The organism is Rhizobium sp. BT04, from assembly GCF_030053135.1.
GTDB lineage: Bacteria > Pseudomonadota > Alphaproteobacteria > Rhizobiales > Rhizobiaceae > Rhizobium > Rhizobium binxianense.
In genome coordinates, this window is record NZ_CP125648.1 from 86167 (window position 1) to 111913 (window position 25747).

Consider the following 25747-nt stretch of genomic DNA (forward strand, 5'->3'; position numbering starts at 1 on the left):
CCATTTCACAGGATCGCCGTGCGATACAAATCCTTGATTTTTATTCCCAGCTCTGGACCCGTCCGATGAAGACAATACAGATCTATGCCTTCGACATGAATTGCGTCGGGCATATCAACCACGGCCTGTGGACGCATCCGCGCGACCGGTCGATGCATTATACCGATCTCGATTATTGGACGGAGTTTGCCGAGACCGCCGAGCGCGGCAAGCTGGACGGTATCTTCCTCGCCGATATCGTCGGCGTCTATGACGTTTACAGGGGCAGTCCGGCGCCGGTGATCGCAACGGCGGCGCAGATTCCCGTCAATGATCCGCTGATCCCGATTTCGGCGATGGCTTACGTCACCAAACACTTAGGTTTCGGCGTCACCGTCAACACCACCTACGAGCCGCCCTTCCTGCTGGCGCGGCGTATGTCGACACTCGATCACCTGACCAAGGGGCGGATCGGCTGGAACATCGTCACCGGCTATCTCGATAGTGCTGCCCGCAGCATGGGTTTCGACAGGCTGCCGGATCATGATGCGCGTTATGACGCAGCCGAGGAATATCTCGAAATCGTCTACAAGCTCTGGGAAGGCAGCTGGGACGACGATGCGGTGTTGCGCGACAAGGCGGGCGGCGTCTATGCCGATCCCTCCAAAGTGCGGACTGTCCGTCACGACGGTAAATATTACCGGATGGAGGGTATCCATCTCTCCGAACCTTCTCCGCAGCGCACGCCCCTGCTCTTCCAGGCCGGCGCCTCCGCACGCGGTCAGGACTTTGCCGCCCGCCACGCTGAATGCGTCTTTCTCGCGGGCCCGAACCCCCGGGTGGTGAGGCCGACCGTCGATGCGCTGCGGGCGAAGGCGGCGGAATTCGGCCGCGGCGCCGATGCATTGAAGATCCTGAGCCTGATCACTGTCGTCGTCGGGCGGACGGAGACGCAAGCGCAGGAGAAGCTGGAGGATTATCGCCGCCATGCCAGCGTCGAGGCCTCGCTTGCGCATTATTCGGCTTCCGTCGGTATCGATTTTTCGAAGTATGACCTGGATGACGTCATCGATCAGAGTTCGACGAATGCCAATCAGTCGGCGCTTGCTGCCATCACCAGGCAAGCGGCAAAGCCTGTGACGAAGCGGGAGATCATCGACCAGATGGTTCTCGGCAGCCGGATGAAGCCGATGGTGGGCGCACCGGAGCAGATCGCCGATCATCTCCAGACATGGATCGAAGAGGGCGATATCGACGGTTTCAACCTGGCGCGGACGGTGGCGCCGGAGAGCCTGCGTGATTTCGTCGACTTGGTGGTGCCGGTGCTGCAGGAGCGCGGCCTCTTCAAGGCGGACTATGCGGAAGGGCCGCTGCGGCGGAAGCTCTTCGGCGGCGGGAACGGCAGGTTGCCCGCCGCTCATCCCGCCGCGCGCTTCCGCTGCTGACTTATCTCCGGTCCAGTTTGGCGACGAGCCGGTCGCCAAACCACTGAATGCCGCAGACGAGGACGATGAGCACTGCCACCACCGCGATCATCACGCTGGTTTCGAAGCGCTGATAGCCATAGCGGATGGCGAGATCCCCGAGGCCGCCGGCGCCGATTGCGCCGGCCATCGCCGAAGCGCCGATCAACGTCACCAGCGTGACGGTGAAACCGGCGACGATGCCGGCCAGCGCTTCGGGCACCAGCACCTCGCGGATGATCGTCCACCGGTTGCCGCCCATGGCGCGTACCGCATCGATCAGCCCGCGGTCGACCTCACGCAGCGACACTTCGGCGATGCGGGCGTAATAGGGGGTCGCGGCGATGGCGAGCGGCACGATGGCCGCCCAGGTGCCGAGCGCCGTACCGACGATCAGCCGCGTCAGCGGGATCAGCGCCACGAGCAGGATAATAAAGGGTACCGAGCGGAAGCCGTTGATGACGGCGCCGAGCCCGCGGTTGATCCAGAGGTTTTCAGCGATGCCGCCGCGTGCCGTGACAACAAGGGCAAGGCCGAGCGGCAGGCCGGCGACGAGCGAGATCACTCCCGAGGCGAAGGTCATCAGGATCGTCTCCCAGAGGGAGCGGACCAGCAGTTCAAGCATGATCGGTGTCATAACCAAGCACCTCCACCCGGGCGGACCGGGCCGTCAGGAATTGTTCGACCTTTCCGGCAAGCGCGGGATCGCGCGTGGGAACGGCGATGAAGAACCTTGCCACCGGCTGGTTCTGGATGTGGTCGATGCCGCCGTGCACGAGGCGGAAGGAATGCGGCAGCGCCGCCGAGAGCTCGGCAAACAGCGCGCCTTGCGCTTCAGGTCCGGCGAGATCGACACTGAGGATCGCCTCGCTTCCTGTCGTTACCGACAGCCGTCGGGCGATGTGATCGGGAAGCTGCGGGCGGATGCTGCCGAGCAGGCTCCCGGTGATGTCAGCCTGCGGGTTGGCGAAGACCGACCAGACCTGTCCTTCCTCGGCGATCCGCCCGGCATCGATGACGGCGACGCGATCGGCAATGCCGCGCACCACTTCCATCTCGTGGGTGATCAGCAGAATGGTCAGGCCGAGCTTGCGGTTGATATCCCTAAGCAGCGCCAGGATCGACCGGGTCGTTTCCGGATCGAGCGCCGATGTCGCCTCGTCGGACAACAGCAGTGCCGGGCGTGCCGCCAGCGCCCGGGCGATACCAACGCGCTGTTTCTGGCCGCCGGATAGCGATGAGGGATAGGCTTTCGCCTTGTCGGCAAGGCCGACGAGATCGAGCAGCTCATGCGCTCGTTTCAAGCGCTCGTTCTTGGCAACGCCCTCGATCTTCAGCGGCAGCGCGACATTCTCCTCGACGGTCTTGGCGGAAAGCAGGTTGAAATGCTGGAAGATCATGCCGATGCGGCGACGCAACGGCTGCAAATCCTGTTCCTGAAGTCTGGTGATATCGCGGCCTTCGATCAGGATCTCGCCGCTGTCGGCGCGCTCCAGGCCGTTCAGGCAGCGGATAAGCGTCGATTTGCCGGCGCCGCTGCGGCCAATGATGCCGAGGATCTCACCCCTCTTCACCGTCAGCGAAATACCGTCGAGTGCCGGCGTGGCTCCGAACCGCCGCTTTACGTCGGTCAGCTTCACCACCTCTTCGGCCGCCGCTTGCGGCTGCGTCTCGATCGCTGTGGCGGAAACAAGGGAATTCATATGCTTTTCCTTACAAACACTGAAGGCGGTCCGGGCAAGGAACGCCCGGACCGCCTCTCGCAGGCCTTAACCCCGGCCCTCTCTCGGATCAATAGGCGCTGAGACCCGTCCCCTTGTAGACCTTGTCGAATTCGGCCTTGACGGTGTCGTTCTGATAGGAAGACACAAGCGTCTTGACCCAGTCGGCATCCTTGTTGTCGTCCTTGACGGCGATGAAGTTGCGGTACGGATTGTCGGCGATCGGCTCCTGCGCGATGCGCTCGGCCGGCGAAAGACCGCTCTTCAGCGCCCAGTCGGTATTGACGACACCGGCATCCAGATCGTCGATCGACCGGCCGACGATACCGGCATCGAGCTCCTTGATTTCGATCTTCTTCGGATTGTCGGTGACGTCGGCGACGGTCGCGAGAATGCCGGTGCCGCCCTTCAATTTGATCAGGCCTTCGTTCTGGAGAACACGCAGCGCCCGGCCTTCATTCGAGGGATCGTTCGGCACGCCGATGACAGCGCCTTCGGGGATCTCGGCGACGGACTTGTATTTCTTGGTATAGAGGCCGATCGGCCAGACGCCGGTATAGCCGACGCGGGTGATATGGTAGCCATGCTGTTTGATCTGGTTGTCGAGATAGGGCTGATGCTGGAAGGCATTGGCGTCAACCTCACCGCGCTCCAGCGCTTCATTCGGCTGCGTATAATCGTTGAAAATAACGGTCTCGATCTTGAGACCCTTCTTGGCCGCCTCGCTGGCGACCACGCGCCAGATGTCCTCTTCCTCGCCGGCCATGATGCCGACCTTGATCGACTTGTCCTCGGCAAAGGAAGGAGCGGGTGCTGCGAAGGCAAAGAGTGTAGCAGCGGAAACGGCGACGGCGGCAAGAGCCGCGCGGCGCGAAAGGTGGAAGCCGTGAAGATTTTTGTTCTTGGTCATTTTTTATCCCGTCTGACTGAGTGGGGCCATACCCCGACCAGGCTGATCATCGCAAATGCGCGCATCGGTAGCGAAGCACGAATGTCCGATGTGGACGAAGGGTCGGAAAAACTCTTGCCCTGCCATTGATATCGGCAGGATAAATTTCCATCAAATTTGTGAACTATGACGACGAGAGAAGGGTGGTCCAAAAACGAAAACGGCGCCTCCGCGGCGCCGTTTCAAGCTATTGCGAACTCTTCATTCGGCAGCGATAAGCGCTTGATTCCGGCTGGGAAAGAAGGCTGAGAGCTCGCCGATGACTTCCCCGATCCGCTTGGAAAGCTGTTCGGATGAGACACGGTAATCGGTGAAGTCGCGATCGGAAGCGTAGACGGCCGTCGGCAGCGTGTGCGACATGAAGAAGCCGAAGAGCGGGCGCAGTTGATGCTCGACCATCAGCGCGTGCCGGTCGCCGCCGCCGGTTGCGGTGATGATGATCGGCTTGGCGCGCAGCTCATGCGGGTCGATCAGGTCGATCAGATGCTTGAAGAGGCCGGGATAGCTGCCCTTATAGGTCGGTGCGCCGATGACCAGCACATCGGCATTGACGATGTCGTCGATGACGTCCTTGGCGCGGCTGTCGAGGTCGTCACGTCGCAGCGCCTGGCCAAGCGAGGGGCCGACATCGGTCAGGTCGTAGATGGTGTTGTCGAAGCCGTATCTCTCGCCGGCGAGACCGGCGACGTTTTCGACGAGCGCGAAGGTCTTCGAGGGGCGGTTGAAGCTACCCGCAAGGCCGACCAGTTTGTGAGCAGACATGCCATTTCCTTCCAATATCGTGCCGAAACCGATGTCATTCTCCGACGAATATTATCTATAAAAATAGTGGATTAAAGGAATGGTGATCCCTCTTCCCCATATGAGGAGAAAAATACGTTCGTGCCTGTCGCGCTAGCGACGTACGAAACCGCATGATGCGTCGAGCCGGAATTTCCCAGGGATATCCGGGCTCGATGCATCATCTGCAGGCGACCGACCTAGACCGATTTATGCTTGGGGATGCGCGGCAGGAAGACCGTCAGGAGACCGAGCAGCGGCAGGTAGGAGCAGATGCGATAAACGAAATCGATGCCGTGGGTGTCGGCGAAATCGCCGAGCAGCGCTGCGCCCAGCCCCCCTGCCCCGAACGCAAAGCCGAAAAAGACGCCGGCAATCAGCCCGACGCGCCCGGGCACCAGTTCCTGCGCGAAGACGACGATCGCCGAGAAGGCGGAAGCGAAGATCAGGCCGATGACGACGCTGAGCACGCCCGTCCAGAAGAGGTTGGCATAGGGCAGCAGCAAGGCGAAAGGAATGACGCCGAGGATCGAGAACCAGATGACGAAACGGGCACCGAAGCGATCGCCGATCGGCCCGCCGAGGAAAGTGCCGACGGCGACCGAGCCGAGGAAGAGGAAGAGCATCAGCTGTGCCTGCTGCACGCCGAGCTCGAACTTGTCGATGACATAGAAGGTGAAATAACTCGAAACGCTCGCCATGTAGACGTTCTTCGTCGCTGTCAGCAGCACGAGGATGGCGAGCGCCCAGACAACCCTGTTCTGCGGCAGCGGCAGGGTCCGGCTCACGACCGGCTTGCTGGCATTTTCACGCCTGTGGCTGATGTACCAATTGCCCACCCAGCTCAAGACGACCATGCCGACCATGGCGATGGCGGCGAACCAGGAGACACTGTGCTGGCCGAGCGGCAGCACGATGAAGGCGGCGAGCAACGGACCGATCGCCTGGCCGGCATTGCCGCCCACCTGGAAAAACGATTGCGCGAAACCGTGGCGGCCACCGGAGGCAAGGCGGGCGACGCGCGAGGATTCCGGATGGAAGACGGCCGAACCGAAGCCGATCAGGCTGGCGGCAACGAGCAGCAGCTCGAAACTGCCGGCATTGCCGAGCAGGATCAGGCCGCAGAAGGTGCTCGCCATGCCGACCGGCAGTGAATAGGGCATCGGCCAGCGGTCGGTGACGACGCCGACCAGCGGCTGCAACAGCGAAGCGGTGACCTGGAACGTCATGGTCAGAAGGCCGATTTGCACGAAATCGAGATCGTAATTCGCCTTGAAGAGCGGATAGAGCGAGGCGAGCAGCGACTGCATGATGTCATTCAGCATGTGGCAGAAGCTCACCGCCATCAGGATGGACATCGTTGTTTTTTCGAAACGGGGCGCGCGCTCGGCAACGGTTGCCATGGACATTCCTCCTGGACGGCCCGGTTGGTTGCCGTGCCGCGTCGCTTTTGTTCGATGGATTTCGGGCGATCGGGGCTGGGGAGATGATCAAGCGACGGTCGCTGAAATGCATTTAGCTTAAGCCGGCGGGCAATCACAGCCCAGTTTCATCAGGATCGGTACGGCTTTTGTTCGATTTGCCCCTTTTTGCCGCTGATTCCTGCCTGGCTTGGCCGCTTGCCGGACGGGGGTTTTCATACCACAGTCAGCCGCGATCACTGCACATATAGTATGACATGTGAAAACAACCATGGAAAACCGGGGCGGGTGATACTACAGCTGCGCTGATTGAAAATGCGATCGAGGCTGAAAACACGCGATGAATGTCAAGACACCGAATGCAATAGACGGCTATGTCGGAGCGCGCATAAGAATGCGTCGGCAGCTGCTCGGAATGAGCCAGGAACGGCTTGCCGAGCAAATCGGCGTGACCTTTCAGCAGGTTCAGAAATACGAGAAGGGCATCAACCGCATCGGCGCGAGCCGTCTGCAGCGAATCGCCGATGTGCTTCACACGTCGCCAAGCTTTTTCTTTGAGCAGGAAAATTCCGAGCCGTTGACGTTGCAAGGGCTGGATCTGCCCGCAAATACCGATCCGGTCGCCGAATTCCTGCGAACGAAAGAGGGATTGGTGCTCAATCGCGCCTTTCTGAAGATCGCCGACCGGAATGTCCGTGAAACGATCATCGCACTGGTGAATGCGATGGCGCAGGCGGAAAGCCGCGGTGTAACATGGGGCGCCCCCGTTGCGGATATCACTGTTCCGCTCGGAGAATAGTCAGGCAGTCGGCAGGCAATATCCGCATGAAGCTGAGGCTCGAGTCATTTGGTGAGTTGCGGTTGATCGATCCGGCTGGGCAACCAGCGGCGTTCCCGGAAAAGGGCCTGTTGGCAATTTGTTATCTGCTGGACCGTGATCTGCGAGATGGGGCCGGGAGTGAATATCCGCGCTCGGCGCTGGCGCGGTTCTTGTGGGACAGCCATGACAATTCTGACATCATGGCCAACCTGCGCAAGACCATATCGCGCATTCAGGCGCGTCAGGCCGAGCTCGGCACCGAGCTTCTGGTCTTCACGACGACCGGTGTGCGGGTCAGGCCGGATGCATTTGTCGATGACCTCTCCGAACTCGCCAACCCCGGCGGCGAAGGCGCACTTGGCAAGCTGCGGCGGCTGGTTGCGATCCTTAGCCAGGATTTCCTGGCGGGGCTCGCCGACCAAAGCGTCAGTACGCGGCAATGGATCGCCAGCCAGCGCGACAGGCACATGGCAGTTCTGGTGGATGCGCTGAAGACGGCGCTGCCGACGGCCCGGTCGCGAGAAGATGTGAGCCTGATCAAGGAGGCGGCGCTCAGGATTTTCCGCGAGGCACCGGATGACGAAAACATTCGGCGTATCCTTCTCGAGGCCTATGAGTCCGAAGGACAGCTGGAGAAAGCGCGCCGGCTTTTCGAGACGAACAAGAATGAGCTGGAAAGCGCATTCGATATCGGCCTTGACGTCCAGGCGCTGGGAGAGATCCGCAAAATCTTTGCCGGCGGTCCACCACCGCAAAGCGCGGCGGTGCCGCTGAGCGACGGCGTCGTTCGAGTTCCCGGTCCCCTGCCCCGTCTGGTTCTGCTGCCGCCGGGCGGGACGCATGCGGTCGGTGCCCTGCCGATGCTCTCCGGAGCGCTGATCGAGGACGTGACCATCGGGCTTTGCGCACTGAATACGGTTTCGGTGGTGGCGCCCCATACGGCCGATCGGATCGCACGCAATGCCGACAAGGCTGAGCTGATCCAGCGTCATTCGATTTCTTATGTTCTCGACACGAGGCTGACCGACAATACGGGCGTCCCCGCGCTCTTTGTCCAGCTGATCCACACGGGCAGCGATGAGGTCATCTGGGCCGAGCGTTTCAGCCTCGAGAAATACGAATTGATAAGCCACCGGCGCGACATCGCCAGGCAGATCGCCAGGGAGCTTGCCGGGCAGGTCCGCCGGCATGAAACCATGCGCGATTCCTTCGAGGGTAATTCGGCCGCCTATCACAGCTACCTTCTCGGTCTGAGGGATGTGAAGCGGCTTGCCCTCCCCGATGTGCGCCGCTCCCGAAAGGCCTTCCGCGAGGCGCTTCAACACAGCGCCCATTTCGCTCCTGCGCTCAGCGGATTGTCGCGCACGTTTCTCGTCGAGTGGCTGCTGACGGCCCGCGGCGACAGCGAGTTGCTCGGACTTGCGGAGGACTATGCTAACCGGGCAATCGTCGCCGATCCTTCGTTTGCTGCCGGCTTTCGTGAGCTCGGCGTTGCCAAACTTTATCTCGGGGAGATTGATGAAAGCGTCCTGGCGTTGAAGCTCGCGGAAGAGCTGAGCCCGCATTATGCCGACGGAATTGCGAGTTATGCCGATACGCTCGTCCATGCGTCGCGTCCTGCCGATGCATTGACCAAGATCGAGCGGGCCATCTCGCTCAACCCGCTGAGCCCGACCGACTATCTCTGGACGGCAGCCGGCGCGAATTTCGCCCTCGGCCATTATGCCGAGGCGCTCGAGCAGATTTCCCTGATGGACGACCGCACGCCGGCCGACCGGCTTTCGGCTGCGTGCTGGGCCATGCTCGGCGATATGAAAAACGCGCGTATCTATATGCGCAAGGTGCGCGAGATCTATCCGGATTTCGATGTCGACAAATGGCTTTCCGTCGTTCCCTTCAAGGAGCAATGGCAGAAGGAACAGTATCGCGAGGCGTTGCGCCGGGCAGGTTTCTGAAGTCTGACGCCGACAAGTGTAAGCCGACAGATCCTGTCACGCCTCTGTCACGCGCGTCTTTCGTTCAAGAGGATTAAGCTGCCTTTGCTCTGTCGGCATGCGCCGGCATGAGAAGCTGGGGAATTCTCAATGCACGACGCCGCCGAAGCAACGCTCGCGCCGAAAAGTGAAGAAGAGCTCAAGGAGCTGGTATCGCTCGCCAGGCTCGTCGCCTATGCCAGAGAAAACGCCAGAGACCTGAACGCCGAATTTTCTGCCTATTGCCTGGACCTTGCGCTCGGCGCCTTGCTGCAGGACCTCGACAGACGCGGCGTGTCCTTTTCTCAAGAAAACGGCCAGGACGGTTATCTGCTCGGCACACGGCACTGAACGGCCGTCACTGTCGACGCCTCGCCGTCGCCGCTCTACCGCAAACAACCGGCACGCATCGATATTTCGATTCCAGCTTTTTCCGATCGGCTATGATGCCGATGCGGTCCTTGTTCCGCCGATTCGGCCCAAAAATCGCGGTTTGCTGCGCCGACAGCACCATTGGGTGGATGTCCAAGCCCTTGAAAAAGATTGGACAAGCCGGCGGTAGGGTCTTGTTAACCCTATTTGCCTTGCCACTCTTCCAGAATCGGCGCTAAATGCGCTTTCAAAGCTCGCAGGGCTTTTAAATCGCATTTTCGAGATTTCCATGAATATGGCACCGCAGATAGAAAAAGCAATTTCCGATGTCGACCAGTTGATCATTGGTCAGGCACAGGAACTCTCCGACAAGCTGAAGCAGCATCGGCTCGAAATGTTCCCGCCGCGCGCGCTGAAGGGACTGCGGGAGTTTCAGCTTGCCGAAGTGGCGCGGTTTCTCGGCGTTACCAGCGGCTATCTTCGCAATCTGTCACTGGAAGGCAAGGGTGTCCTTCCTCAGGTCACACCATCGGGCCGCCGATCCTATACGGCGGAGCAGATGGAAGAGATGCGCAGCTTTCTGGAGCACAATGCCCGCGCCGGAACACATTACGTGCGTCATCGCCGCGGCAACGAGCATCTGCAGGTCGTCGCCGTCGTCAATTTCAAGGGGGGTAGCGGCAAGACAACGAGTGCCGCGCATCTTGCCCAGCACCTTGCCCTGACCGGTCACCGTGTTCTTGCCGTCGACCTCGACCCGCAGGCGTCCCTCTCTGCCATCCACGGCTTTCAGCCAGAGTTCGACGTCAACGAGAATGAGACGCTCTACGCCGCCATCCGCTATGACGATCAGCGGCGGCCACTCCGAGAGATCATCCGGCCGACGAATTTCCCGAACCTGCATCTGGTGCCGGGCAATCTCGAGCTGATGGAATTCGAACATGAGACGCCGCGCGTGCTTGCTCAAGGCAAGGCAGGCGACTATGGGCGCGTCTTCTTCGCGCGGCTGGACGAGGCGCTGTCCTCGGTCGCCGACGATTACGACGTCGTTATCATCGACTGCCCTCCCCAACTCGGCTTTTTGACGATGAGCGCCATTTGCGGCGCAACGGCGGTTCTGATCACCGTTCATCCCCAGATGCTCGATGTCATGTCGATGTGCCAGTTCCTGCAGATGCTCGGCGAGGTGCTGAATACGCTGAAAGGCGCCGGCGGCGACATGAACCTCGACTGGCTGCGTTATCTCGTGACCCGTTACGATCCGCAGGACGGGCCGCAGACGCAGATGGTCGCCTTCATGCGTTCGATGTTCAAGAACCATGTGCTGACCAATCCGATGTTGCGCAGTGTCGCGATCTCCGATGCGGCGATGACCAATCAGACGCTTTACGAGGTCGAGCGGAGCCAGTTTACCCGCGCCACCTATGACCGTGCCATGGAGGCGATGGATGCCGTCAACAATGAGATCGGCGATCTCATTCACAAGGCCTGGGGGCGGAAATGACCGAGAAGTTTACTGCGGTAAACCGAGGCAAGGAGTGGGCTGATGGCGCGTAAGAATCTCCTTTCCGGCCTGATGGACGATTCCAAGAAGTTTACCGCGGTAAACAGTGAGGACGAAGCCGTCCATAGGGATGAGAAACAGCAGATCACCTATAAAGGGATCGGCGCTCTTGGTGCCGTCACACGCAGTATCGATGCGCTGGCTGCCAAGGCCGATGCGGCCAAAGCGATCGAGGAGAAGCTGGCGACCGGTGAGACGGTGATTGATCTCGACCCTGCCCTGATCGAAGATTCCTTCGTGATGGACCGGCTGGCCCATACCGACGAACAGTTTCGCGAATTGGTCGAGGCGATCCGCCTGCGTGGCCAGGATTCGCCGATCCTCGTTCGCCCGCATCCTGAGAAGGACGGCCGATATCAGATCGCCTTCGGCCACCGTCGCGCCCGCGCCGCCAAGGAACTCGGCAGATCTGTCCGCGCCGTGGTCAAAAAGCTCGACGATCGCGACCACGTCATCGCGCAGGGCCAGGAGAATTCGGCGCGCGCCGATCTCTCTTTCATCGAGAGGACGATGTTCGCCGACAAACTCGACAGGTTGGGTTTCGACCGGGAAACGATCATGTCGGCGCTCAGCGCCGACAAGACGACGGTTTCCAAGATGCTGTCCGTCACCAAGCGGATCCCCGCCGAAGTCCTGACGGCGATCGGTGCGGCAAAGACCACCGGTCGTGACCGTTGGCACGATCTGTCGGTAAAATTCGAGACCGAAAACATTTCCGCTCGGGCGATCGAGTTCAGCAGATCGGCGGAATTCGAGACGGCGGAGCCGGATGCCCGCTTCGATATGCTGGTCGCCTTCATCGGCAGGAGGCAACAGCCGGCGTCATCCCCAGCGGCGCTTCGGCCGGCAGCTCGCGCTTGGCAGCGCAAGGACGGCGCGGTCAAGGCGAAGATCAAGGACGACGGGAAACAGTTCACCATCGCGCTGAAGGCGGAAAAGGCGTCTGCCTTTGGAGCCTATATCGCCAGCAATCTGGATCGCCTCTACGAGGCGTTCGAGAAGACACAGGATTTGACGAAGAACGGAGATCAATAAGCAAAAGAAAAGGCCCCCGAACGTTGCCGTCGCGGAAGCCCTCTCTGATCTAGACACCCAGAGAATCACATTTCCGCGAATCATAGTCAAGAGTCTTTGGCGCCGAATTTGGTGAGCCGTGATCTTTTGCCTTGAAGAAGGCGAAGAAAATGGAAAGCGGAAGTGTGACGACGCCCTTTGGGCGGCGGCCGATGACGTTTGGCATGTTGGCAAGCCAAGCGGCGGCTCGAAAAATCGAGCCCGGCCAATCAATTGACAAATGGAAGCTCTACCGTGCCCTGTGCGAGGCTAGGCCGCTACTCGGCGTCACCGACCGGGCGCTCGCCATCTTGAACGCCTTGCTGAGCTTTTATCCGAAGGGGGAGATCTCCGAAGACAATGGGCTTGTGGTGTATCCTTCTAACGCACAGCTCTCCTTGCGCGCCCATGGAATGGCAGAACAGACGATCCGCCGCCACCTCGCGACCCTGATCGAAGTGGGGCTGCTGATCCGCAAGGACAGCCCGAACGGCAAGCGTTATGCCCGTAAGGAGCAGGGTGGCGAACTCCGCGAGGCATTCGGTTTCTCGCTGGCGCCGCTGCTTGCGCGTGCCGAGGAGATCGAACGGCTGGCAGCGGGAGTGGCAGCGGAACGATTGCATCTGCAGCGGCTCAGAGAGCGCCTGACGCTTTGCCGGCGCGACGTCGCCAAGCTCATCGAGATGGCATTGGAGGAGGGGGCCGCGGGCGATTGGAACCGGGTCCACCTGCATTTCCGCGATGTTGTCGAGCGGTTGCCGCGGTCACCGTCCGCCGAACAGGTCGCCGCCGTGCTTGAGGAATTGGAGATGCTGCGCGAGGAGATCATCAATCAATTGGAAATGCAGGTTAAAACTCAAAATCAAAGCGGCAATGCCCAACATTCTGAGCGGCACATACAGAATTCAAACCCAGACTCCATCTCTGAACTTGAACCAAGCTTCGAACCGAAGCAGGGCGCAACGGCGGATGATCGATCCGCAGGTCAAGTCGAGCCGATCGGTCGAAGAGGGAAAAATGGAGAGGGGAACGGCCATGTCGCAGCCGCAAGATCTGCCTCCGCTGCCAATGGCGCGCTGAAATCCTTCCCGCTGGGGCTGGTGCTGCAGGCCTGCCCTGAGATCGCTGCCTATGGACCCCAGGGCTCGGTCGGCACTTGGCGTGATCTCATGGCGGCGGCCGTGGTCGTTCGTTCGATGCTCGGCGTCAGCCCGTCGGCCTACGAGCAGGCCTGCGAGGTCATGGGGCCCGAAAATGCTGCCACTGTCATCGCCTGTGTTCTCGAAAGGGCAGGGCACATCAACTCCGCCGGCGGTTATCTCCGCGATCTGACACGCCGTGCCGAAAGAGGAGAATTCGCCATTGGTCCGATGCTGATGGCCCTTGCCCGGATCAATGTGCCGCACAGAGGAAAGACAGGATGAAGGTACGCTTCACGACCTTCTCAACGAGACTGTTATGGTTAACGAAATGTGACGGAAATGAAGGTCGAGATGACTTCTGATTGGGAGCTTATCGCTTTGAGATCATGGAGTTACATAGCCGCGCCAAGGCCGACCAAAGAGAAATCACGATATCATCCTGCAGTTGACGCGAAACGCCTTTTGACGATACGGCAGGGCAACGACGCAAATGGCGGGAAGACCGCCGGTGAGGCAAGGGAAGAGCTGCGGAAGATGGGTTTGAAACGGGCGGTGGATTTTTTTCTGGCTGTCGTTGCGTCGGTAATCCTGCTCGCTCCCATCCTTATTGTCGCTCTTTGTGTTCGTCTTACCTCGCCGGGACCGATACTCTATTGGTCAAAACGTGTCGGCCGTTTCAACCAGATCTTCCTGATGCCGAAATTCCGCAGCATGCGCGTCGACACGCCGACAGTTGCCACGCATCTGCTCGAAAATCCGGATCGGTTTTTGACCCCCATCGGCTCGTTTCTGCGCAAATCCAGCCTCGACGAACTGCCGCAACTCTGGTGTATCCTCAAGGGGAAAATGAGTTTCGTCGGCCCCCGGCCAGCGCTCTACAATCAGGATGATCTGATAGAGTTGCGGACAGCCCATGGCGTCGATACGCTCCTGCCCGGATTGACGGGGTGGGCGCAGATCAACGGCCGCGACGAGTTGCCGATTCCGGAGAAGGTGAAATTCGACGTCGAATATCTTGAGCGGCGTTCATTCGATTTCGACATGCGCATCCTGTTTCTGACCGCAGAGAAGGTCATACGCCGTAAGGGAATACGGCATTAAGCTACCTACTTCTGATAGATAAGCGGTGCGGAAGACCTTGATTTCCGATTATTTCAGTTGCGCTCATTGCAGAAAGCGACAAGAAGGTGGTTGTCTGTTGATCTGCGAGACGCTGGTAAGCAATGCCTGAAAATTCTCCCTCTGAGATACGGCGCTCAGGACGGTTCTTAGTGCCGATGCAAGCGCTCGTCGCCCCTCTGCTGGCGATGCCGAGGTTTGCCAAACGTGCTCTGGCTTTGCTGGTGGATTCCAGCTTTTGTGTTCTGACGATCTGGCTGGCCTATTGCTTCCGCTTGAACGAATGGACGGTGCTGACCGGCGTCCAGTGGCTGCCGGTCTTCGTTTCGCTCTGTATGGCCCTTCCCATCTTCATCGTCATGGGCATGTATCGGGCGATCTTCCGCTATGCCAATATGGCTGCTTTCATTACTGTTCTGAAGGCGATTGCGATCTACGGCTTCGCCTTCATGACGATATTTACGGCGCTCAGCGTCCCGGGTGTTCCGAGAACCGTCGGCATCCTCCAGCCCTTTCTGCTGTTGATTGCGATCGGGCTGTCGAGGTTGAGTATCCGCTACTGGCTCGGGGATGCCTACCAGCGCATCCTTCACAAGAATATGCTCGCCAAGGTGCTGATCTATGGGGCAGGGACGGCCGGGCGGCAACTGGCCGGCGCCTTGATCAACAGTGCCGAACTCAATGTCGTCGGCTATCTGGATGATGATCCACGCCTCAAGGGCGGTGTCATGGGTGGCTTGCCGATCTACGACCCCTCGGATCTTCCGGTGCTCGCCGAGGCTCTTGGCGTGCACAATGTGCTGCTTGCTCTTCCATCGGTATCGCGGCAGCGGCGCAACGAAATCCTGGAACATATCCGCAAAGCCAGGGTGAATGTTCGCACATTGCCGGATCTCACGGCGCTCGCTCAGGGACGTGTCGCCGTTTCCGACATTCGTGAGCTGGAGATTGAAGATCTGCTGGGCAGGGAAGCGGTCGCGCCGCGGCAGGAGCTGCTCGACAAGGCAATGCGCAACAAGGTGGTGATGGTCACAGGTGCCGGCGGTTCGATCGGCGGCGAGTTATGCCGGCAGATTCTGCGCAACGAGCCTTCCAGTCTGATCCTCCTCGATCAGAACGAGTTTGCGCTTTACAATATCCATGCCGAATTGCGGAAGCTCGCCGAACTGTACGAACATGAAAATCTGCAGATCGTACCGATCCTCTGTTCCGTCCGCGATCAGGATCGCATGGAGCATATCATGCAGAGCTGGCGACCGCAGACGCTCTATCATGCCGCCGCCTACAAGCATGTGCCCCTTGTTGAACATAATGCCGTGGAAGGCATCAAGAACAATGTCATGGGTACGCTGGTCACCGCCCGCGCGGCGCATAAATGCGGCGTCTCGAATTTCGTGCTGATCAGCACGGACAAGGCTGTGCGACCGACGAATGTGATGGGCGCCAGCAAGAGGCTGGCGGAGATGGTTCTGCAGGCGCTCGCAGCAGAACTGACGACCGACAGAATGCGAACGAATTTTTCCATGGTCCGCTTCGGAAACGTCCTCGGCTCCTCCGGATCCGTCGTGCCGCTTTTCAGGCAACAGATCAAGGATGGTGGCCCCGTTACGCTGACGCATCCTGACATAACCCGCTATTTCATGACCATTTCGGAAGCCTCGCAGCTCGTCATACAGGCCGGCGCGATGGCCGAGGGCGGCGATGTTTTCCTGCTCGACATGGGAGAACCCGTTCGCATCGCAGATCTCGCCCGCAAGATGGTCGAGCTTTCCGGGTTGGCCGTCCGCGATGACAACAATCCCGACGGCGATATAGAGCTTTCCGTCACCGGTCTGAGGCCCGGCGAGAAGCTCTATGAAGAACTGCTGATCGGAGACAATCCGGAAACAACCGAACATCCCCGGATCATGAAGGCGCGTGAGGATTTCCTGTTCTGGCCGGAGCTTTTGAAAAAGCTCAACGCTCTCAATGCGGCATTGGACCGGAACGATATGATCGCCGCACGTGCGACGTTGGCGGAGCTTGTTTCCGGCTATTCGTCAACGGGTGAGGTCTCGGATCTGGCTTTCACCGGCGCCGAAACCAATACGGCCGCTTGAGACACCAATCATCCTGCTCTGAATTCAATAGACCAGGATCGCGTTCGAAAACCGCTCACAACTTTGGTGCCAAACGTCAGTTGTGAACAACGGGCGCAAAGCCTGTGCTGCCGCGATCCACGCAAATAAGGGCGACGAGATAGGCGAAGATCGGATCCAAGGCCTTCTGATTGAACATGATGCCAAAGCTGCCCGTTATGACATAGCTGCTGACGAGCAGAAGAGCGAGCGCAATGGCCAAGTCCCGGCCCGGCCCAGCTTCCTTTCTCCACGCGCCGATCACGGGTGTCGCCAGCATTAGCGAAAGCGCTGCAATGCCGAAGATGCCGGCGTCGATCCCTGCAGTGAGAAAACCATTGTGGACATGCGAATAGGTCAGTTGTGGCCTTATGCTATCGGGCAGCTCTGCCAGCACCGAAGCCATCCGGTTTTGCGGGCCATAACCGGTCAATGGGTCCTTGCTGATCGCTGATACCGCACCCTTGTACAGAGCGAACCGTGCACTCAGCGACGTGACTTCGCCGTCGCTGCGTTCGAGCGATGCCATATTTTCCTGCAGCGCCTCGATGCGGTGGAGGATTTGGCCGCTGCCGAGGGCAATCAGCCCCGCAAACAGCAAAGAGCCGGTAATGGCGAGGCTGCGTAAACTCAGATGGAAGCTGTGTTTGCGGAAGTACCAGAGAAAGATGACGATATGAATGGGTATCACCAGCCAGGCCGAGCGCGTTCCGGAAAGCAGGACGCAGCCCAGACCGGCGGCATATCCCAATATGGCAATTCTTTGCTCGACACTCTTGGGTGATTGAACGTTAAGAAGCGCAATACCGCCGAAAAGAACGCCTATCACGCCCAGCAGCGCAGCGTTCGAAGTTCCGGCCTCTGCCCTCTCCATCAGAAACATGATCTGCAGCAGACTAAAGAGGAAGGTAATGATCATGCCGATACCGGCGCCGAGGATAAACAGCGGCACCAGGCTGCCATCGGGAGATTGGCGCATTCGCGGCAATATCAGCCAGACCGAAAGGAACGGCAGCAGCCGGAATATCCAGTCCAGTTCTTCGGAGTAGGGCGGATTGATGAATATGCTTGCGATCATCACCAGCGGGTAGATAGACATGCCGATGGCAACCAGCCGGTCGGATCTCGACAGGTTTAAGGCAAGCCGGCCCGTCGCCAGACAGTAGATGCCCCACACCATCGATGCCAGAAGGATGAACGAATTAAAGTTCGGCGAAAGTCCGGGAAGGATTGCAAAGGAAAAGACCGCTATGCGGTTGTTTCGATCGAGTGCGCTTCCCGCCCCACTATCGGGATAAAGCACCGCCATCTTCAGTTGTCTGAGGTATTTCACTTGCCGATCCTGACCATGCCGATGCCGTCTCGCTAAGGATCGTGGTCACGGCTGTCAAGCCGAGGATTGCGTGCAATCTAAGGCTTTATTCGTCGTGGTATTCCAGCAACAGGATCTAGGATCTACAGACGGATGTTGTTTCACGAAAGGACGGGATGCGACACAAGGCCAGCTTCGGCAGTAAACACGTCTGAGGTGCAGGTCGGCTCGAAGGTTTGATCGTCACGCAAGTGTTTTTAACACACGCGCGGGGATGGAAGGGCGGGTGCGAAGCACTGACGAAATGATGCGATAGGCTGCGTCGAGACGCGGACTGGGATTTCGCTACAGATGTTTGATCCGGCGAGCCCACTCCTTGTCACCCTATCGCCAATATCGGCCTGTCATACTTTCGGTCGATGATCGACCGACGAGATAGCCGAGGCCGAACGCCAGAATGCCGGTGCCGAGCAACAATGCGCTTGCAGTGTGCGGGTGAGCGCGAACGCCGGAGGCAACTGCGTAGACCTCACGCGTCACCCCGTCGGCCGCCGACTTCGCAGCTTTGGTCAATCCCTCCGGCTGCTCAGCCGGTGTTCCGGTAAATCCGGCGTTCAACTTTTGTTTGTCTACCATGTCGGGACCTTTCCTGAGATCGGCTCGGGCGGAAGTTCAACGCTGCTCGCGCCCGCCCGGGGAGGCTTCGCGTTGATCGGCATCTTCAAGATCCGTTTTGACGAGGAATGCATCGGCATGTTGGCGCGAGGCTTCTCGCAGTGCCGCGAGATTTGGAGCATTGCCGGTGTCGCGTGAATCGCGTTCTTGCGCATCGAGTTCCTGCTCAGCCAAGGTCCAATGATGCCGGTGCTGGCCTTCTGGCTTACCTTCCTTTTCCCATAGGGAATATGCTCTTTTCCGGATCTCCTCCTCGCGGGGGGCTGCCGGCGATGCGCCGTTCTGTCTGTCGATTTCGTTTGCGGCTTGCCGAGCCGTCTTCTGTCCGCGCCCGTCGGCGGCAGATGAAAATTCCGGCCGGGCGGCGTCGGCCGTGGTTTCGTTTGTCTTGCGTCGTGCTGGGTTTTTCATGAACGTCTCCTTGGGATTTCAACCAACACGGCCGGTCTAAGTTCCAAACAAAGAGTGCCTTGATGCGAAGATCTGGCCTCCCGCATATCGCTGCATTCGATCTGGGGGCCTGCAGGCGACGGTCGAAACGATCGATTTGCGGAGGGCTGAACCTGCGGATGCATTGTCATACGTCGCTTCCGGCGGCATGTGTTGGCAAGGTGAAATAACTGGTATACTAGTATGCCGCAAAGTCGCTCTGTGATGGTCTTTATGCGGCAGGCATCAGAAACCGAAGTTTTGGCCGTCCCGGCCGCGCCAGAGATTGGCAGGCTGCGTCGTATCACCACGGCCGGCGCCATCTATGAACGCCTGCATGCCAATATCGTGTCGCTGCGGATGCCGCCTGGCATGTTGCTGCAGGAAAAGCGTATCGCCGACGATTTCGGCGTCAGCCGCACGCCGGTGCGTGAGGCGCTGCTGAGGCTTTCCGAAGGCGGTCTGGTCGACATTTACCCGCAGTCGGGCACCGTCGTGTCGCGTGTGCCGGTTTCTGCGATCCCCGAGGCGGTCGTCGTGCGCAAAGCGCTCGAAGGCACGACCGTCGAGACTGCAGCTCTGATCGCCACCGCTGCAGATATTGCGCGTCTCGATGCCATCATCGCCCGCCAGCGGTCGTATGCCGCGACCGGCAATACCTCGAGCTTCCATGAGGAAGACGAGGCCTTTCACGAGGCGATCGCACAGATATCGGGCTATCCCGGAATCTGGACGATTCTGAAAACGGTCAAGGTGCAGATCGACCGGGCGCGGCGGCTGACGCTGCCGGTGCTGGCGCGGATGGACAATGTGGTGCACGAACACCTGATCATCCGCGATGCGCTCGCCGCCCATGATGCGTCGGCAGCCCGTAACGCGATGATCCATCACTTGAGCGCCGTCATTCCCGATGTCGACGAGCTGCGCTCGCGCTACCCCGATTATTTCTGCTGACGGCAGGACCGAACACGAAACGAAGAGGCGAGAGAAGGAAGAAGAATGCGGCAAGGTTGGAGATGGTTCGGGCCGGAAGCGCCGGTGACGCTGGATGATGTCCGTCAGACGGGCGCGACCAATATCGTCTCTTCGCTGCATCAGGTGCCAATCGGCAGGGCCTGGACGGAAACGGAAGTGCGCGAACGTCAGTCGCTGATCGAGACGACACCCGGCGACCGTTCTGCCCTCGTCTGGTCGGTGGTCGAGAGCATCCCGATTCCCGATGCCGTCAAGCGCAAGGGCGGGGAGGCGAAGGCCGAAATCGAGGCGTGGATCGCCAGTCTCGAAGCGGTCGCCGCCTGCGGCATCCCCATCGTCTGCTATAATTTCATGCCTGTTGTCGACTGGACCCGCACCGAACTCGATTTCGTGACGCCGACGGGTGCAACCGCCATGCGCTTCGATCATGAGCGTTTCGCAGCCTTCGACCTCTTCATTCTGGAGCGGCCGGATGCGGCACAGCACTATTCTGCGGAAGACCGCGAACGCGCGCGTATCGTCTTCGAAGCCATGTCGGACGACGAGATCGCCGACATCACCCGGATCATCACTTCGGCTCTGCCCGGCTCGACCACTGAACCTCTGACCATTCCGGCCTTCCGGGAGAAACTGGTCGCCTATAGCGGCATCGATGCAGCAAGGCTGCGCCGGCATCTGATCGAGTTCCTGGAGGCGGTGACGCCGGCTGCCGAAGCGCGCGGTGTCAAGCTGACGCTGCATCCCGACGATCCGCCGCGTTCGTTGTTCGGCCTGCCGCGCATCGCCTCGACGGCCGATGATTATGCCGCTCTCTTCGATGCGGTGCCGTCGGAGGCGAACGGCATGTGTTATTGCACCGGCAGCCTCGGCGTGCGCGCCGACAACGACCTGCCGGCGATCGCCCGGCGCTTCGCCTCGCGCATCCACTTCGCCCATCTGCGCGCCACGACGCGTGAAGGCGATGGCCGGACGTTCCATGAAAGCGCGCATCTCGAAGGCGACGTCGATATGGTTGCCGTTCTAAGCGAGCTGGTTGCCGAAGACCGCCGCCGCGGCCCCGAAGACACGATCGTCTTCCGCTCGGACCATGGCCACCGCATGCTCGACGATCTCGACAAGGTTGTCACCCCAGGCTACCCGGCCATCGGCCGCATGCGTGGTCTCGCCGAACTCCGCGGCATCCTGCATGCGCTGGGCGCCCCGCCGACCTGAGGTGTTGTCTCTGGCTGAGGAGGGGCAAGGCGCTGCCACTTGTCTTTTCTCCCCGCCGGGGAGAAGAGGGGAACAAGCCGCGCCCGCACCGGTTGCCCGTAAACGAAACCATCGCACTCTGAAGCCCGAGCGATGCTTCAGAGTGCGCAACCCTTCAGGAAAAGATTGGCGCACATCTTCGCCCGCGCCTGGATCACCTCGATCGTCGGCGGCGGCTCCTGGCGCAGGATCGCCGCGCGCTGCGGCTCCATGGCCATCATGCCGCGCAGCATGCCGCAGGCTTGATGCGGATCGTCGAGCGCAATGAGGCCGCGCTCGACCTGCCGGCGCAGCCAGTCCTCCATCAGGTCATTGGTGCGCAGGATCGCCTGTTCGTAGAAGGACGTGGCGATCTCCGGAAAGCGGTCTGATTCGCCGATGACGAGGCGCATGATGGTGACCGTATCCTCCGACAGCGACAGCATGCCGTAGGCCATCAGCATGCGCTCCAATCCTTCCCTGAGATCGGCAGTGGCGAGCGTTGCCGGGTCGAGTGCAAGCAGGAAACCGACGATACGTTCGGAAATCACGCTGGCGAAGAGGTCGGCCTTGGTCGGGAACAGCCGGTAGAGGGTCTTTGTGGAAACACCAGCCTCCTGAGCGATCGTGGCGATGCTTGCCGCCGCGTAGCCATTCTCGTGAAACTGGGTGTTCGCAGCCTTGACGATCAGGCCCCTGGTGTCGTCGTCACAGCGTATCTGCGGCCTGCCTCTCGGCCTCTTCTCGATTTGTTGATTTTGGACCATCGTTATTTTCCAAATTCCTATTGACTTTCGTTTTGTAGAACATATTTTGGAAAATATCAAGTTTCCTAAATATGAATTACCGAACACAGAGGCCGCAGCCCAAGTGACGGCGACCGTCATCCGGAGAGAGACAATGACCATCAAGAAGCTGCAAGCCTTGAACAATAATACCGCCGTCGAGACCGTTGCCGAAGCCGCCCCGGCAAGCCTGGATGCCGGCAAGGCGCCGCGCATCGTCGAAGCTGCCGCCCCCGCCCTCGAGGAAAAGCCCGCCCGCAAGCGCGGCGGCCGCTCCCTGCTTCTCGGCGCCACCGCGCTCGTGCTGATCGCCGCCGGCGCCTATTACGGCCATGATTACTGGACGGTCGGCCGCTTCCATATCTCGACCGACGATGCCTATGTGAAGGCTGACAACAGCACGATTGCGCCCAAGGTCTCCGGCTATCTCGCCGAGGTCCTCGTCATGGACAACGAGACCGTCAAGGCCGGTCAGCCGCTTGCCCGCATTGATGACCGCGATTTCAAGGCGGCCCTCGATCAGGCCAAGGCCGATGTCGCCGCCGCGGAAGCCATCGTCAACGCCAAGCAGGCTTCGCTCGATATCCAGCAGTCGACGATTGCCGCCGCTCGCGCGACCCTCGACGTCGATCGCGCCAACGAGACTTTCGCCGAGCAGAACAACAAGCGCTATTCGAACCTTGCCACCAGCGGTTATGCCCCGGTCCAGACCGCGCAACAGGCCGCCTCGCAGATCGCCGCCGCCCAGGCCGCGATCGTCCGCGACAGCGCCTCGCTCGATGCCGCCATCAAGCAGGTCGATCTTCTCAACGCCGAGCTCGCCCAGGCAAAGGCGGCTCTTGCGCGCAGCCAGGCCGTCCAGCACCAGGCCGAGCTCAACCTCTCCTATGCGACGATCACAGCCCCCGTCGACGGCACCGTCGGCAACCGGACGCTGCGCGTCGGTCAATATGTTCAGGCCGGCACCCAGCTGATGTCGGTCGTGCCGACGACATCAGCCTATGTCATCGCCAACTACAAGGAAACCCAGCTGACCGACGTCCGTGCCGGCCAGCCTGTTGATATCGAGGTCGATATGTTCCCCGGCCGCACCTATCACGGCCATGTCGACAGCCTCGCTCCGGCAAGCGGCCAGGAATTCGCGCTGCTGCCGCCCGACAACGCCACCGGCAACTTCACCAAGGTCGTCCAGCGCATCCCGGTCAGGATCGTGCTCGACGGCGACGCCGCCGCAAACGGCGATCTGCGCCCCGGCATGTCGGTCCAGCCGAGCATCGACACCAAGAACGACCGCAGCTAGGCCGGGGGACGAGGAGTTCGTGTCATGTCCACCATCGCAGCAACCGCCGTCGCCGTTCCGCAGCCAAGGGCAGGGGCCAGCACCAGGGACTGGATCGCCGTTCTCGCCGGCATGATCGGCGCCTTTATGGCGATCCTCAACATCCAGATCACCAACGCCTCGCTCCTCGACATCGAGGGCGGCATCGGAACCGGCGTCGACAACGGCGCCTGGATCTCGACGTCCTACCTGATCGGCGAGATTGTCGTCATTCCGCTGACGGCCTATTTCAGCAACGTCTTCTCGTTCCGCCGCTATATCCTGGTCAACTCAGTGCTCTTTCCGCTGTTTTCGATCGCCTGCGCCTTCGCCCATGATCTCGGCACGATGATCGTGCTGCGCGGCCTGCAGGGTTTTGCCGGCGGCGTGCTGATCCCGATGGCCTTCACCATGGTGCTGACCAAGCTGCCGAAGCCGCAGCAGCCGCTCGGCCTGGCGATCTTCGCGCTCTCGGTGACCTTCGCCCCGGCGATCGGCCCGACCATCGGCGGTTATCTCACCGAGAACTACGGTTGGCAGACGATCTTCTTCATCAACGCCGTGCCGAGCGCCATCATGGTCGTCGCCCTCGCCCTGACGCTCGACAAGCAGCCGATGCAGCTCCGCCTCCTGAGAGAAGGAGACTGGGCTGGTATCGTCACCATGGCGATCGGCCTCTCGGCATTGCAGACCGTGCTCGAAGAAGGCAACAAGGAGGACTGGTTCTCCTCACCCTTCATCGTCAAGCTCAGCATCCTCGCCGTCGTTTTCCTTGTCGCCTTCATCTGGATCGAGCTGACGGTGGAGAAGCCGCTGGTCAAGCTCCGGCTGCTGAAGCAGCGCAATTTCGGCATCGGCGTTGCGGTCAACGTGCTGGTCGGCGTCGCCCTCTTCGGCACCGTCTATATCCTGCCGCAATATCTCGGTCAGGTGCAGCGCTACAATGCCGAGCAGATCGGCAACGTGCTGGCCTGGACCGGCCTGCCGCAACTGCTGCTGATCCCGCTCGTACCGATGATGATGAAGCGCTTCGATGCGCGTTACATCGGTTTCCTCGGCATCTCGATCTTTGCGATCAGCTGCTTCATGAACATCATGCTGTCGGCCGATAATGCAGGCGACCAGTTCTGGATTCCGAACATCGTCCGCGCCATCGGCCAGGCTCTGGTGCTGACGCCGATCACCGCCATCACCACGGCCGGCATCGCACCTTCGGATGCGGCCGCTGCCTCAGGCCTCACCAACATGCTGCGCAATCTCGGCGGCGCCGTCGGCACTGCAACGCTCGGCACGGTGCTGACCAAACGCGAGCAGTTCCATTCCAACATCATCGGTCAGTCGGTGACGCTCGGCCGCGACGAAGTCCGCAACCGCCTCGACCAGCTGACCGGCTACTTCCTGTCGCACGGCGTCTCCGACCATGCCGTCGCAGCCCAGAAGGCCGTCGTAGCGTTGGGTCAGGTCGTCAAACGCCAGGCTCTGATCATGGGCTTCAGCGATACGTTCGCCGTGATCGGCATGGTTCTTGCCATTGCAGCCGTCGCCCTGCTGCTCACCCAGAAGCCGCGGGCCGGGGGAGGCGCCGGCGCCCACTAAAACAGAAGCGCTCGCCTGGCTTCCCGGCGAGCGCTTTCTATTGCGGAATTTCGACCGTAAAGGCGAAGCGGGCCACAGCGCCCGGCGCCAGGATCGTGGTCGATGGCCGCGCCGACAGCTCGCTCGACCTTCCAGCTTCCGCAGCCGTTCCATGCCAGGGCTCGATGCAGAGGAAGGGCGCACCCGGCTTGGTCCAGAGCGCAAGATTGGGCAGGTTTTCGAAACGGAACTGCATGGCCGGCCCGCCTTCGGCGCCATAACTTAAACCTTCGCCCGCACCCTTCGGGAAAATCATCGCATCCTGTTCGAACATCGTGTGATCCAGCACCAGACGGCCAGCATCAAACGGTGAGGGCAGAGGCACCGGGTTGATCAGGCCGCCCGTCAGCCGCACAAGCGCCGGCTCGCCTTCATTGGCGAGCGTCACGATATGGTCGCGCCCGGCAGCACCGGGCAGTGGCCAGGCGAAAGCCGAATGGAAGCCGAGGCCGAACGGTATCGGCTTCTGATCGCGATTGGTGACCTCCGCCGTCACCGTCAAGGCACGGTCCTCGACCGCATGCACTACAGCCAGCTGAAATTCGAACGGATAGACCGCACGGGTCGCCTCCGAAGCGGTCAGTTCGAACCGGCACATCGTCTCGGTGGATGCGGCAAGGGCGAATTCGCTGCGGCGGGCAAAACCATGCTGGGCCATCGGGTAGACCGTGCCGTCGATCGCTATCTTGTCGTCGGGCGCCTTGCCGACGATCGGAAACAGGATCGGCGACCGGCCGGTCCAGAAGGCTGCGTCGCCCGTCCACAACCAGGAGCGTCCGTCGCTTGATGTCAGCGCCTGCATCTCGGCGCCGAGGGGAGAGATATCGACGGTGAGGTCCTGATTGCCGATCCGGATTAAGGTTGGCATCGCAATTCCCTTTCGCACTGGTTGGTATCAAGCCATACCTTTCCGCG

At 60.4% G+C, this 25747-nt stretch carries 23 protein-coding genes; 13 read left to right on the plus strand and 10 right to left on the minus strand.

Going from position 1 to position 25747, the window contains the following annotated elements:
- Positions 1-65: 65 nt before the first annotated feature.
- Positions 66-1424, plus strand: coding sequence for an LLM class flavin-dependent oxidoreductase (locus tag QMO82_RS01685; protein ID WP_183610157.1), 1359 nt, complete (start codon positions 66-68; stop codon positions 1422-1424).
- Position 1425: 1 nt separating this feature from the next.
- On the opposite strand, the gene QMO82_RS01690 is transcribed toward QMO82_RS01685, so the two are convergent.
- The 5 genes from QMO82_RS01690 to QMO82_RS01710 all read right to left on the minus strand — a co-directional run bounded on the left by QMO82_RS01690 (position 1426) and on the right by QMO82_RS01710 (position 6295).
- Complete coding sequence (locus tag QMO82_RS01690) at positions 1426-2079, minus strand: methionine ABC transporter permease (RefSeq protein WP_183610156.1); 654 nt, start codon at positions 2077-2079, stop codon at positions 1426-1428.
- Positions 2060-3145 (minus strand): methionine ABC transporter ATP-binding protein, encoded by a 1086-nt coding sequence (locus QMO82_RS01695; protein ID WP_183610155.1) that lies wholly within the window; start codon positions 3143-3145, stop codon positions 2060-2062. The genes QMO82_RS01690 and QMO82_RS01695 overlap by 20 nt, the downstream gene beginning before the upstream one ends.
- An 88-nt stretch (positions 3146-3233) precedes the next feature.
- The gene (locus QMO82_RS01700; protein WP_183610154.1) at positions 3234-4073 is read right to left on the minus strand and encodes a MetQ/NlpA family lipoprotein; all 840 of its coding nucleotides are present in this window, start codon (positions 4071-4073) and stop codon (positions 3234-3236) included.
- Between the two features lie 240 nt (positions 4074-4313).
- On the minus strand, positions 4314-4874 hold the full coding sequence (gene msuE, locus QMO82_RS01705; RefSeq protein ID WP_183610153.1) for an FMN reductase: 561 nt from the start codon (positions 4872-4874) through the stop codon (positions 4314-4316).
- A gap of 218 nt (positions 4875-5092) precedes the next feature.
- Entirely contained in the window at positions 5093-6295 is a 1203-nt protein-coding gene (locus QMO82_RS01710) for an MFS transporter (protein WP_183610152.1), read from the minus strand.
- A gap of 358 nt (positions 6296-6653) precedes the next feature.
- On the opposite strand from QMO82_RS01710, the gene QMO82_RS01715 reads away from it, so the two are divergent.
- From QMO82_RS01715 to QMO82_RS01750, 8 genes are all read left to right on the plus strand, one after another.
- Positions 6654-7112, plus strand: a complete 459-nt coding sequence (locus tag QMO82_RS01715) for a helix-turn-helix domain-containing protein (protein ID WP_183610151.1) — start codon at positions 6654-6656, stop codon at positions 7110-7112.
- A 26-nt stretch (positions 7113-7138) separates the two neighbouring features.
- Positions 7139-9088, plus strand: coding sequence for an SARP family transcriptional regulator (locus QMO82_RS01720; RefSeq protein WP_183610150.1), 1950 nt, complete (start codon positions 7139-7141; stop codon positions 9086-9088).
- Positions 9089-9217: 129 nt separating this feature from the next.
- On the plus strand, positions 9218-9457 hold the full coding sequence (locus QMO82_RS01725) for a hypothetical protein (protein ID WP_183610149.1): 240 nt from the start codon (positions 9218-9220) through the stop codon (positions 9455-9457).
- A 310-nt stretch (positions 9458-9767) separates the two neighbouring features.
- Positions 9768-10982 carry a plasmid partitioning protein RepA gene (gene repA, locus QMO82_RS01730; protein WP_183610148.1) on the plus strand — a complete coding sequence of 405 codons (1215 nt, stop codon included), beginning with the start codon at positions 9768-9770 and terminating at the stop codon, positions 10980-10982.
- 42 nt (positions 10983-11024) lie between these two features.
- A complete protein-coding gene (gene repB, locus QMO82_RS01735; protein WP_183610147.1) occupies positions 11025-12077 on the plus strand; it encodes a plasmid partitioning protein RepB in 1053 nt (350 codons plus the stop codon).
- 149 nt (positions 12078-12226) lie between these two features.
- Positions 12227-13519, plus strand: coding sequence for a plasmid replication protein RepC (gene repC / locus QMO82_RS01740; RefSeq protein WP_183610235.1), 1293 nt, complete (start codon positions 12227-12229; stop codon positions 13517-13519).
- Between the two features lie 252 nt (positions 13520-13771).
- A complete protein-coding gene (locus QMO82_RS01745; protein ID WP_183610234.1) occupies positions 13772-14338 on the plus strand; it encodes a sugar transferase in 567 nt (188 codons plus the stop codon).
- 122 nt (positions 14339-14460) lie between these two features.
- On the plus strand, positions 14461-16455 hold the full coding sequence (locus QMO82_RS01750; protein ID WP_183610146.1) for a nucleoside-diphosphate sugar epimerase/dehydratase: 1995 nt from the start codon (positions 14461-14463) through the stop codon (positions 16453-16455).
- Between the two features lie 76 nt (positions 16456-16531).
- On the opposite strand, the gene QMO82_RS01755 is transcribed toward QMO82_RS01750, so the two are convergent.
- From QMO82_RS01755 to QMO82_RS01765, 3 genes are all read right to left on the minus strand, one after another.
- On the minus strand, positions 16532-17806 hold the full coding sequence (locus tag QMO82_RS01755; protein WP_183610145.1) for an O-antigen ligase: 1275 nt from the start codon (positions 17804-17806) through the stop codon (positions 16532-16534).
- A gap of 363 nt (positions 17807-18169) precedes the next feature.
- Positions 18170-18421, minus strand: a complete 252-nt coding sequence (locus QMO82_RS01760) for a hypothetical protein (RefSeq protein ID WP_183610144.1) — start codon at positions 18419-18421, stop codon at positions 18170-18172.
- A gap of 36 nt (positions 18422-18457) precedes the next feature.
- Complete coding sequence (locus tag QMO82_RS01765; protein ID WP_183610143.1) at positions 18458-18871, minus strand: DUF2934 domain-containing protein; 414 nt, start codon at positions 18869-18871, stop codon at positions 18458-18460.
- A 252-nt stretch (positions 18872-19123) separates the two neighbouring features.
- Here QMO82_RS01765 and QMO82_RS01770 point away from each other — a divergent pair, with 252 nt between their 5' ends.
- Both QMO82_RS01770 and uxuA read left to right on the plus strand, forming a co-directional pair.
- Positions 19124-19843 (plus strand): GntR family transcriptional regulator, encoded by a 720-nt coding sequence (locus tag QMO82_RS01770; RefSeq protein ID WP_183610142.1) that lies wholly within the window; start codon positions 19124-19126, stop codon positions 19841-19843.
- 45 nt (positions 19844-19888) lie between these two features.
- On the plus strand, positions 19889-21076 hold the full coding sequence (gene uxuA, locus QMO82_RS01775) for a mannonate dehydratase (RefSeq protein ID WP_183610141.1): 1188 nt from the start codon (positions 19889-19891) through the stop codon (positions 21074-21076).
- Between the two features lie 137 nt (positions 21077-21213).
- Here the strand turns inward: uxuA and QMO82_RS01780 are convergent, their stop codons facing one another.
- Positions 21214-21861: a TetR/AcrR family transcriptional regulator gene (locus QMO82_RS01780; RefSeq protein ID WP_183610140.1), complete on the minus strand. Its 648-nt coding sequence runs from the start codon at positions 21859-21861 to the stop codon at positions 21214-21216.
- A gap of 133 nt (positions 21862-21994) precedes the next feature.
- Between QMO82_RS01780 and QMO82_RS01785 the strand changes: the two genes are divergently transcribed.
- Together QMO82_RS01785 and QMO82_RS01790 are read left to right on the plus strand one after the other, a co-directional pair.
- Positions 21995-23179, plus strand: a complete 1185-nt coding sequence (locus QMO82_RS01785) for an HlyD family secretion protein (RefSeq protein ID WP_183610139.1) — start codon at positions 21995-21997, stop codon at positions 23177-23179.
- 24 nt (positions 23180-23203) lie between these two features.
- Positions 23204-24793: a DHA2 family efflux MFS transporter permease subunit gene (locus QMO82_RS01790; RefSeq protein ID WP_183610138.1), complete on the plus strand. Its 1590-nt coding sequence runs from the start codon at positions 23204-23206 to the stop codon at positions 24791-24793.
- A gap of 37 nt (positions 24794-24830) precedes the next feature.
- Here the strand turns inward: QMO82_RS01790 and QMO82_RS01795 are convergent, their stop codons facing one another.
- The gene (locus QMO82_RS01795) at positions 24831-25700 is read right to left on the minus strand and encodes an aldose 1-epimerase family protein (protein ID WP_183610137.1); all 870 of its coding nucleotides are present in this window, start codon (positions 25698-25700) and stop codon (positions 24831-24833) included.
- Positions 25701-25747: the final 47 nt, after the last annotated feature.

Bases quoted from the DNA above. Each gene is read 5' to 3' on its own strand.
- QMO82_RS01685 (WP_183610157.1), top strand. From the start codon at position 66: ATGAAGACAATACAGATCTATGCCTTCGACATGAATTGCGTCGGGCAT.
- QMO82_RS01690 (WP_183610156.1), bottom strand. From the start codon at position 2,079: ATGACACCGATCATGCTTGAACTGCTGGTCCGCTCCCTCTGGGAGACG.
- QMO82_RS01695 (WP_183610155.1), bottom strand. From the start codon at position 3,145: ATGAATTCCCTTGTTTCCGCCACAGCGATCGAGACGCAGCCGCAAGCG.
- QMO82_RS01700 (WP_183610154.1), bottom strand. From the start codon at position 4,073: ATGACCAAGAACAAAAATCTTCACGGCTTCCACCTTTCGCGCCGCGCG.
- msuE (WP_183610153.1), bottom strand. From the start codon at position 4,874: ATGTCTGCTCACAAACTGGTCGGCCTTGCGGGTAGCTTCAACCGCCCC.
- QMO82_RS01710 (WP_183610152.1), bottom strand. From the start codon at position 6,295: ATGGCAACCGTTGCCGAGCGCGCGCCCCGTTTCGAAAAAACAACGATG.
- QMO82_RS01715 (WP_183610151.1), top strand. From the start codon at position 6,654: ATGAATGTCAAGACACCGAATGCAATAGACGGCTATGTCGGAGCGCGC.
- QMO82_RS01720 (WP_183610150.1), top strand. From the start codon at position 7,139: ATGAAGCTGAGGCTCGAGTCATTTGGTGAGTTGCGGTTGATCGATCCG.
- QMO82_RS01725 (WP_183610149.1), top strand. From the start codon at position 9,218: ATGCACGACGCCGCCGAAGCAACGCTCGCGCCGAAAAGTGAAGAAGAG.
- repA (WP_183610148.1), top strand. From the start codon at position 9,768: ATGAATATGGCACCGCAGATAGAAAAAGCAATTTCCGATGTCGACCAG.
- repB (WP_183610147.1), top strand. From the start codon at position 11,025: ATGGCGCGTAAGAATCTCCTTTCCGGCCTGATGGACGATTCCAAGAAG.
- repC (WP_183610235.1), top strand. From the start codon at position 12,227: ATGGAAAGCGGAAGTGTGACGACGCCCTTTGGGCGGCGGCCGATGACG.
- QMO82_RS01745 (WP_183610234.1), top strand. From the start codon at position 13,772: ATGGGTTTGAAACGGGCGGTGGATTTTTTTCTGGCTGTCGTTGCGTCG.
- QMO82_RS01750 (WP_183610146.1), top strand. From the start codon at position 14,461: ATGCCTGAAAATTCTCCCTCTGAGATACGGCGCTCAGGACGGTTCTTA.
- QMO82_RS01760 (WP_183610144.1), bottom strand. From the start codon at position 18,421: ATGGTAGACAAACAAAAGTTGAACGCCGGATTTACCGGAACACCGGCT.
- QMO82_RS01765 (WP_183610143.1), bottom strand. From the start codon at position 18,871: ATGAAAAACCCAGCACGACGCAAGACAAACGAAACCACGGCCGACGCC.
- QMO82_RS01770 (WP_183610142.1), top strand. From the start codon at position 19,124: ATGCGGCAGGCATCAGAAACCGAAGTTTTGGCCGTCCCGGCCGCGCCA.
- uxuA (WP_183610141.1), top strand. From the start codon at position 19,889: ATGCGGCAAGGTTGGAGATGGTTCGGGCCGGAAGCGCCGGTGACGCTG.
- QMO82_RS01780 (WP_183610140.1), bottom strand. From the start codon at position 21,861: ATGGTCCAAAATCAACAAATCGAGAAGAGGCCGAGAGGCAGGCCGCAG.
- QMO82_RS01785 (WP_183610139.1), top strand. From the start codon at position 21,995: ATGACCATCAAGAAGCTGCAAGCCTTGAACAATAATACCGCCGTCGAG.
- QMO82_RS01790 (WP_183610138.1), top strand. From the start codon at position 23,204: ATGTCCACCATCGCAGCAACCGCCGTCGCCGTTCCGCAGCCAAGGGCA.
- QMO82_RS01795 (WP_183610137.1), bottom strand. From the start codon at position 25,700: ATGCCAACCTTAATCCGGATCGGCAATCAGGACCTCACCGTCGATATC.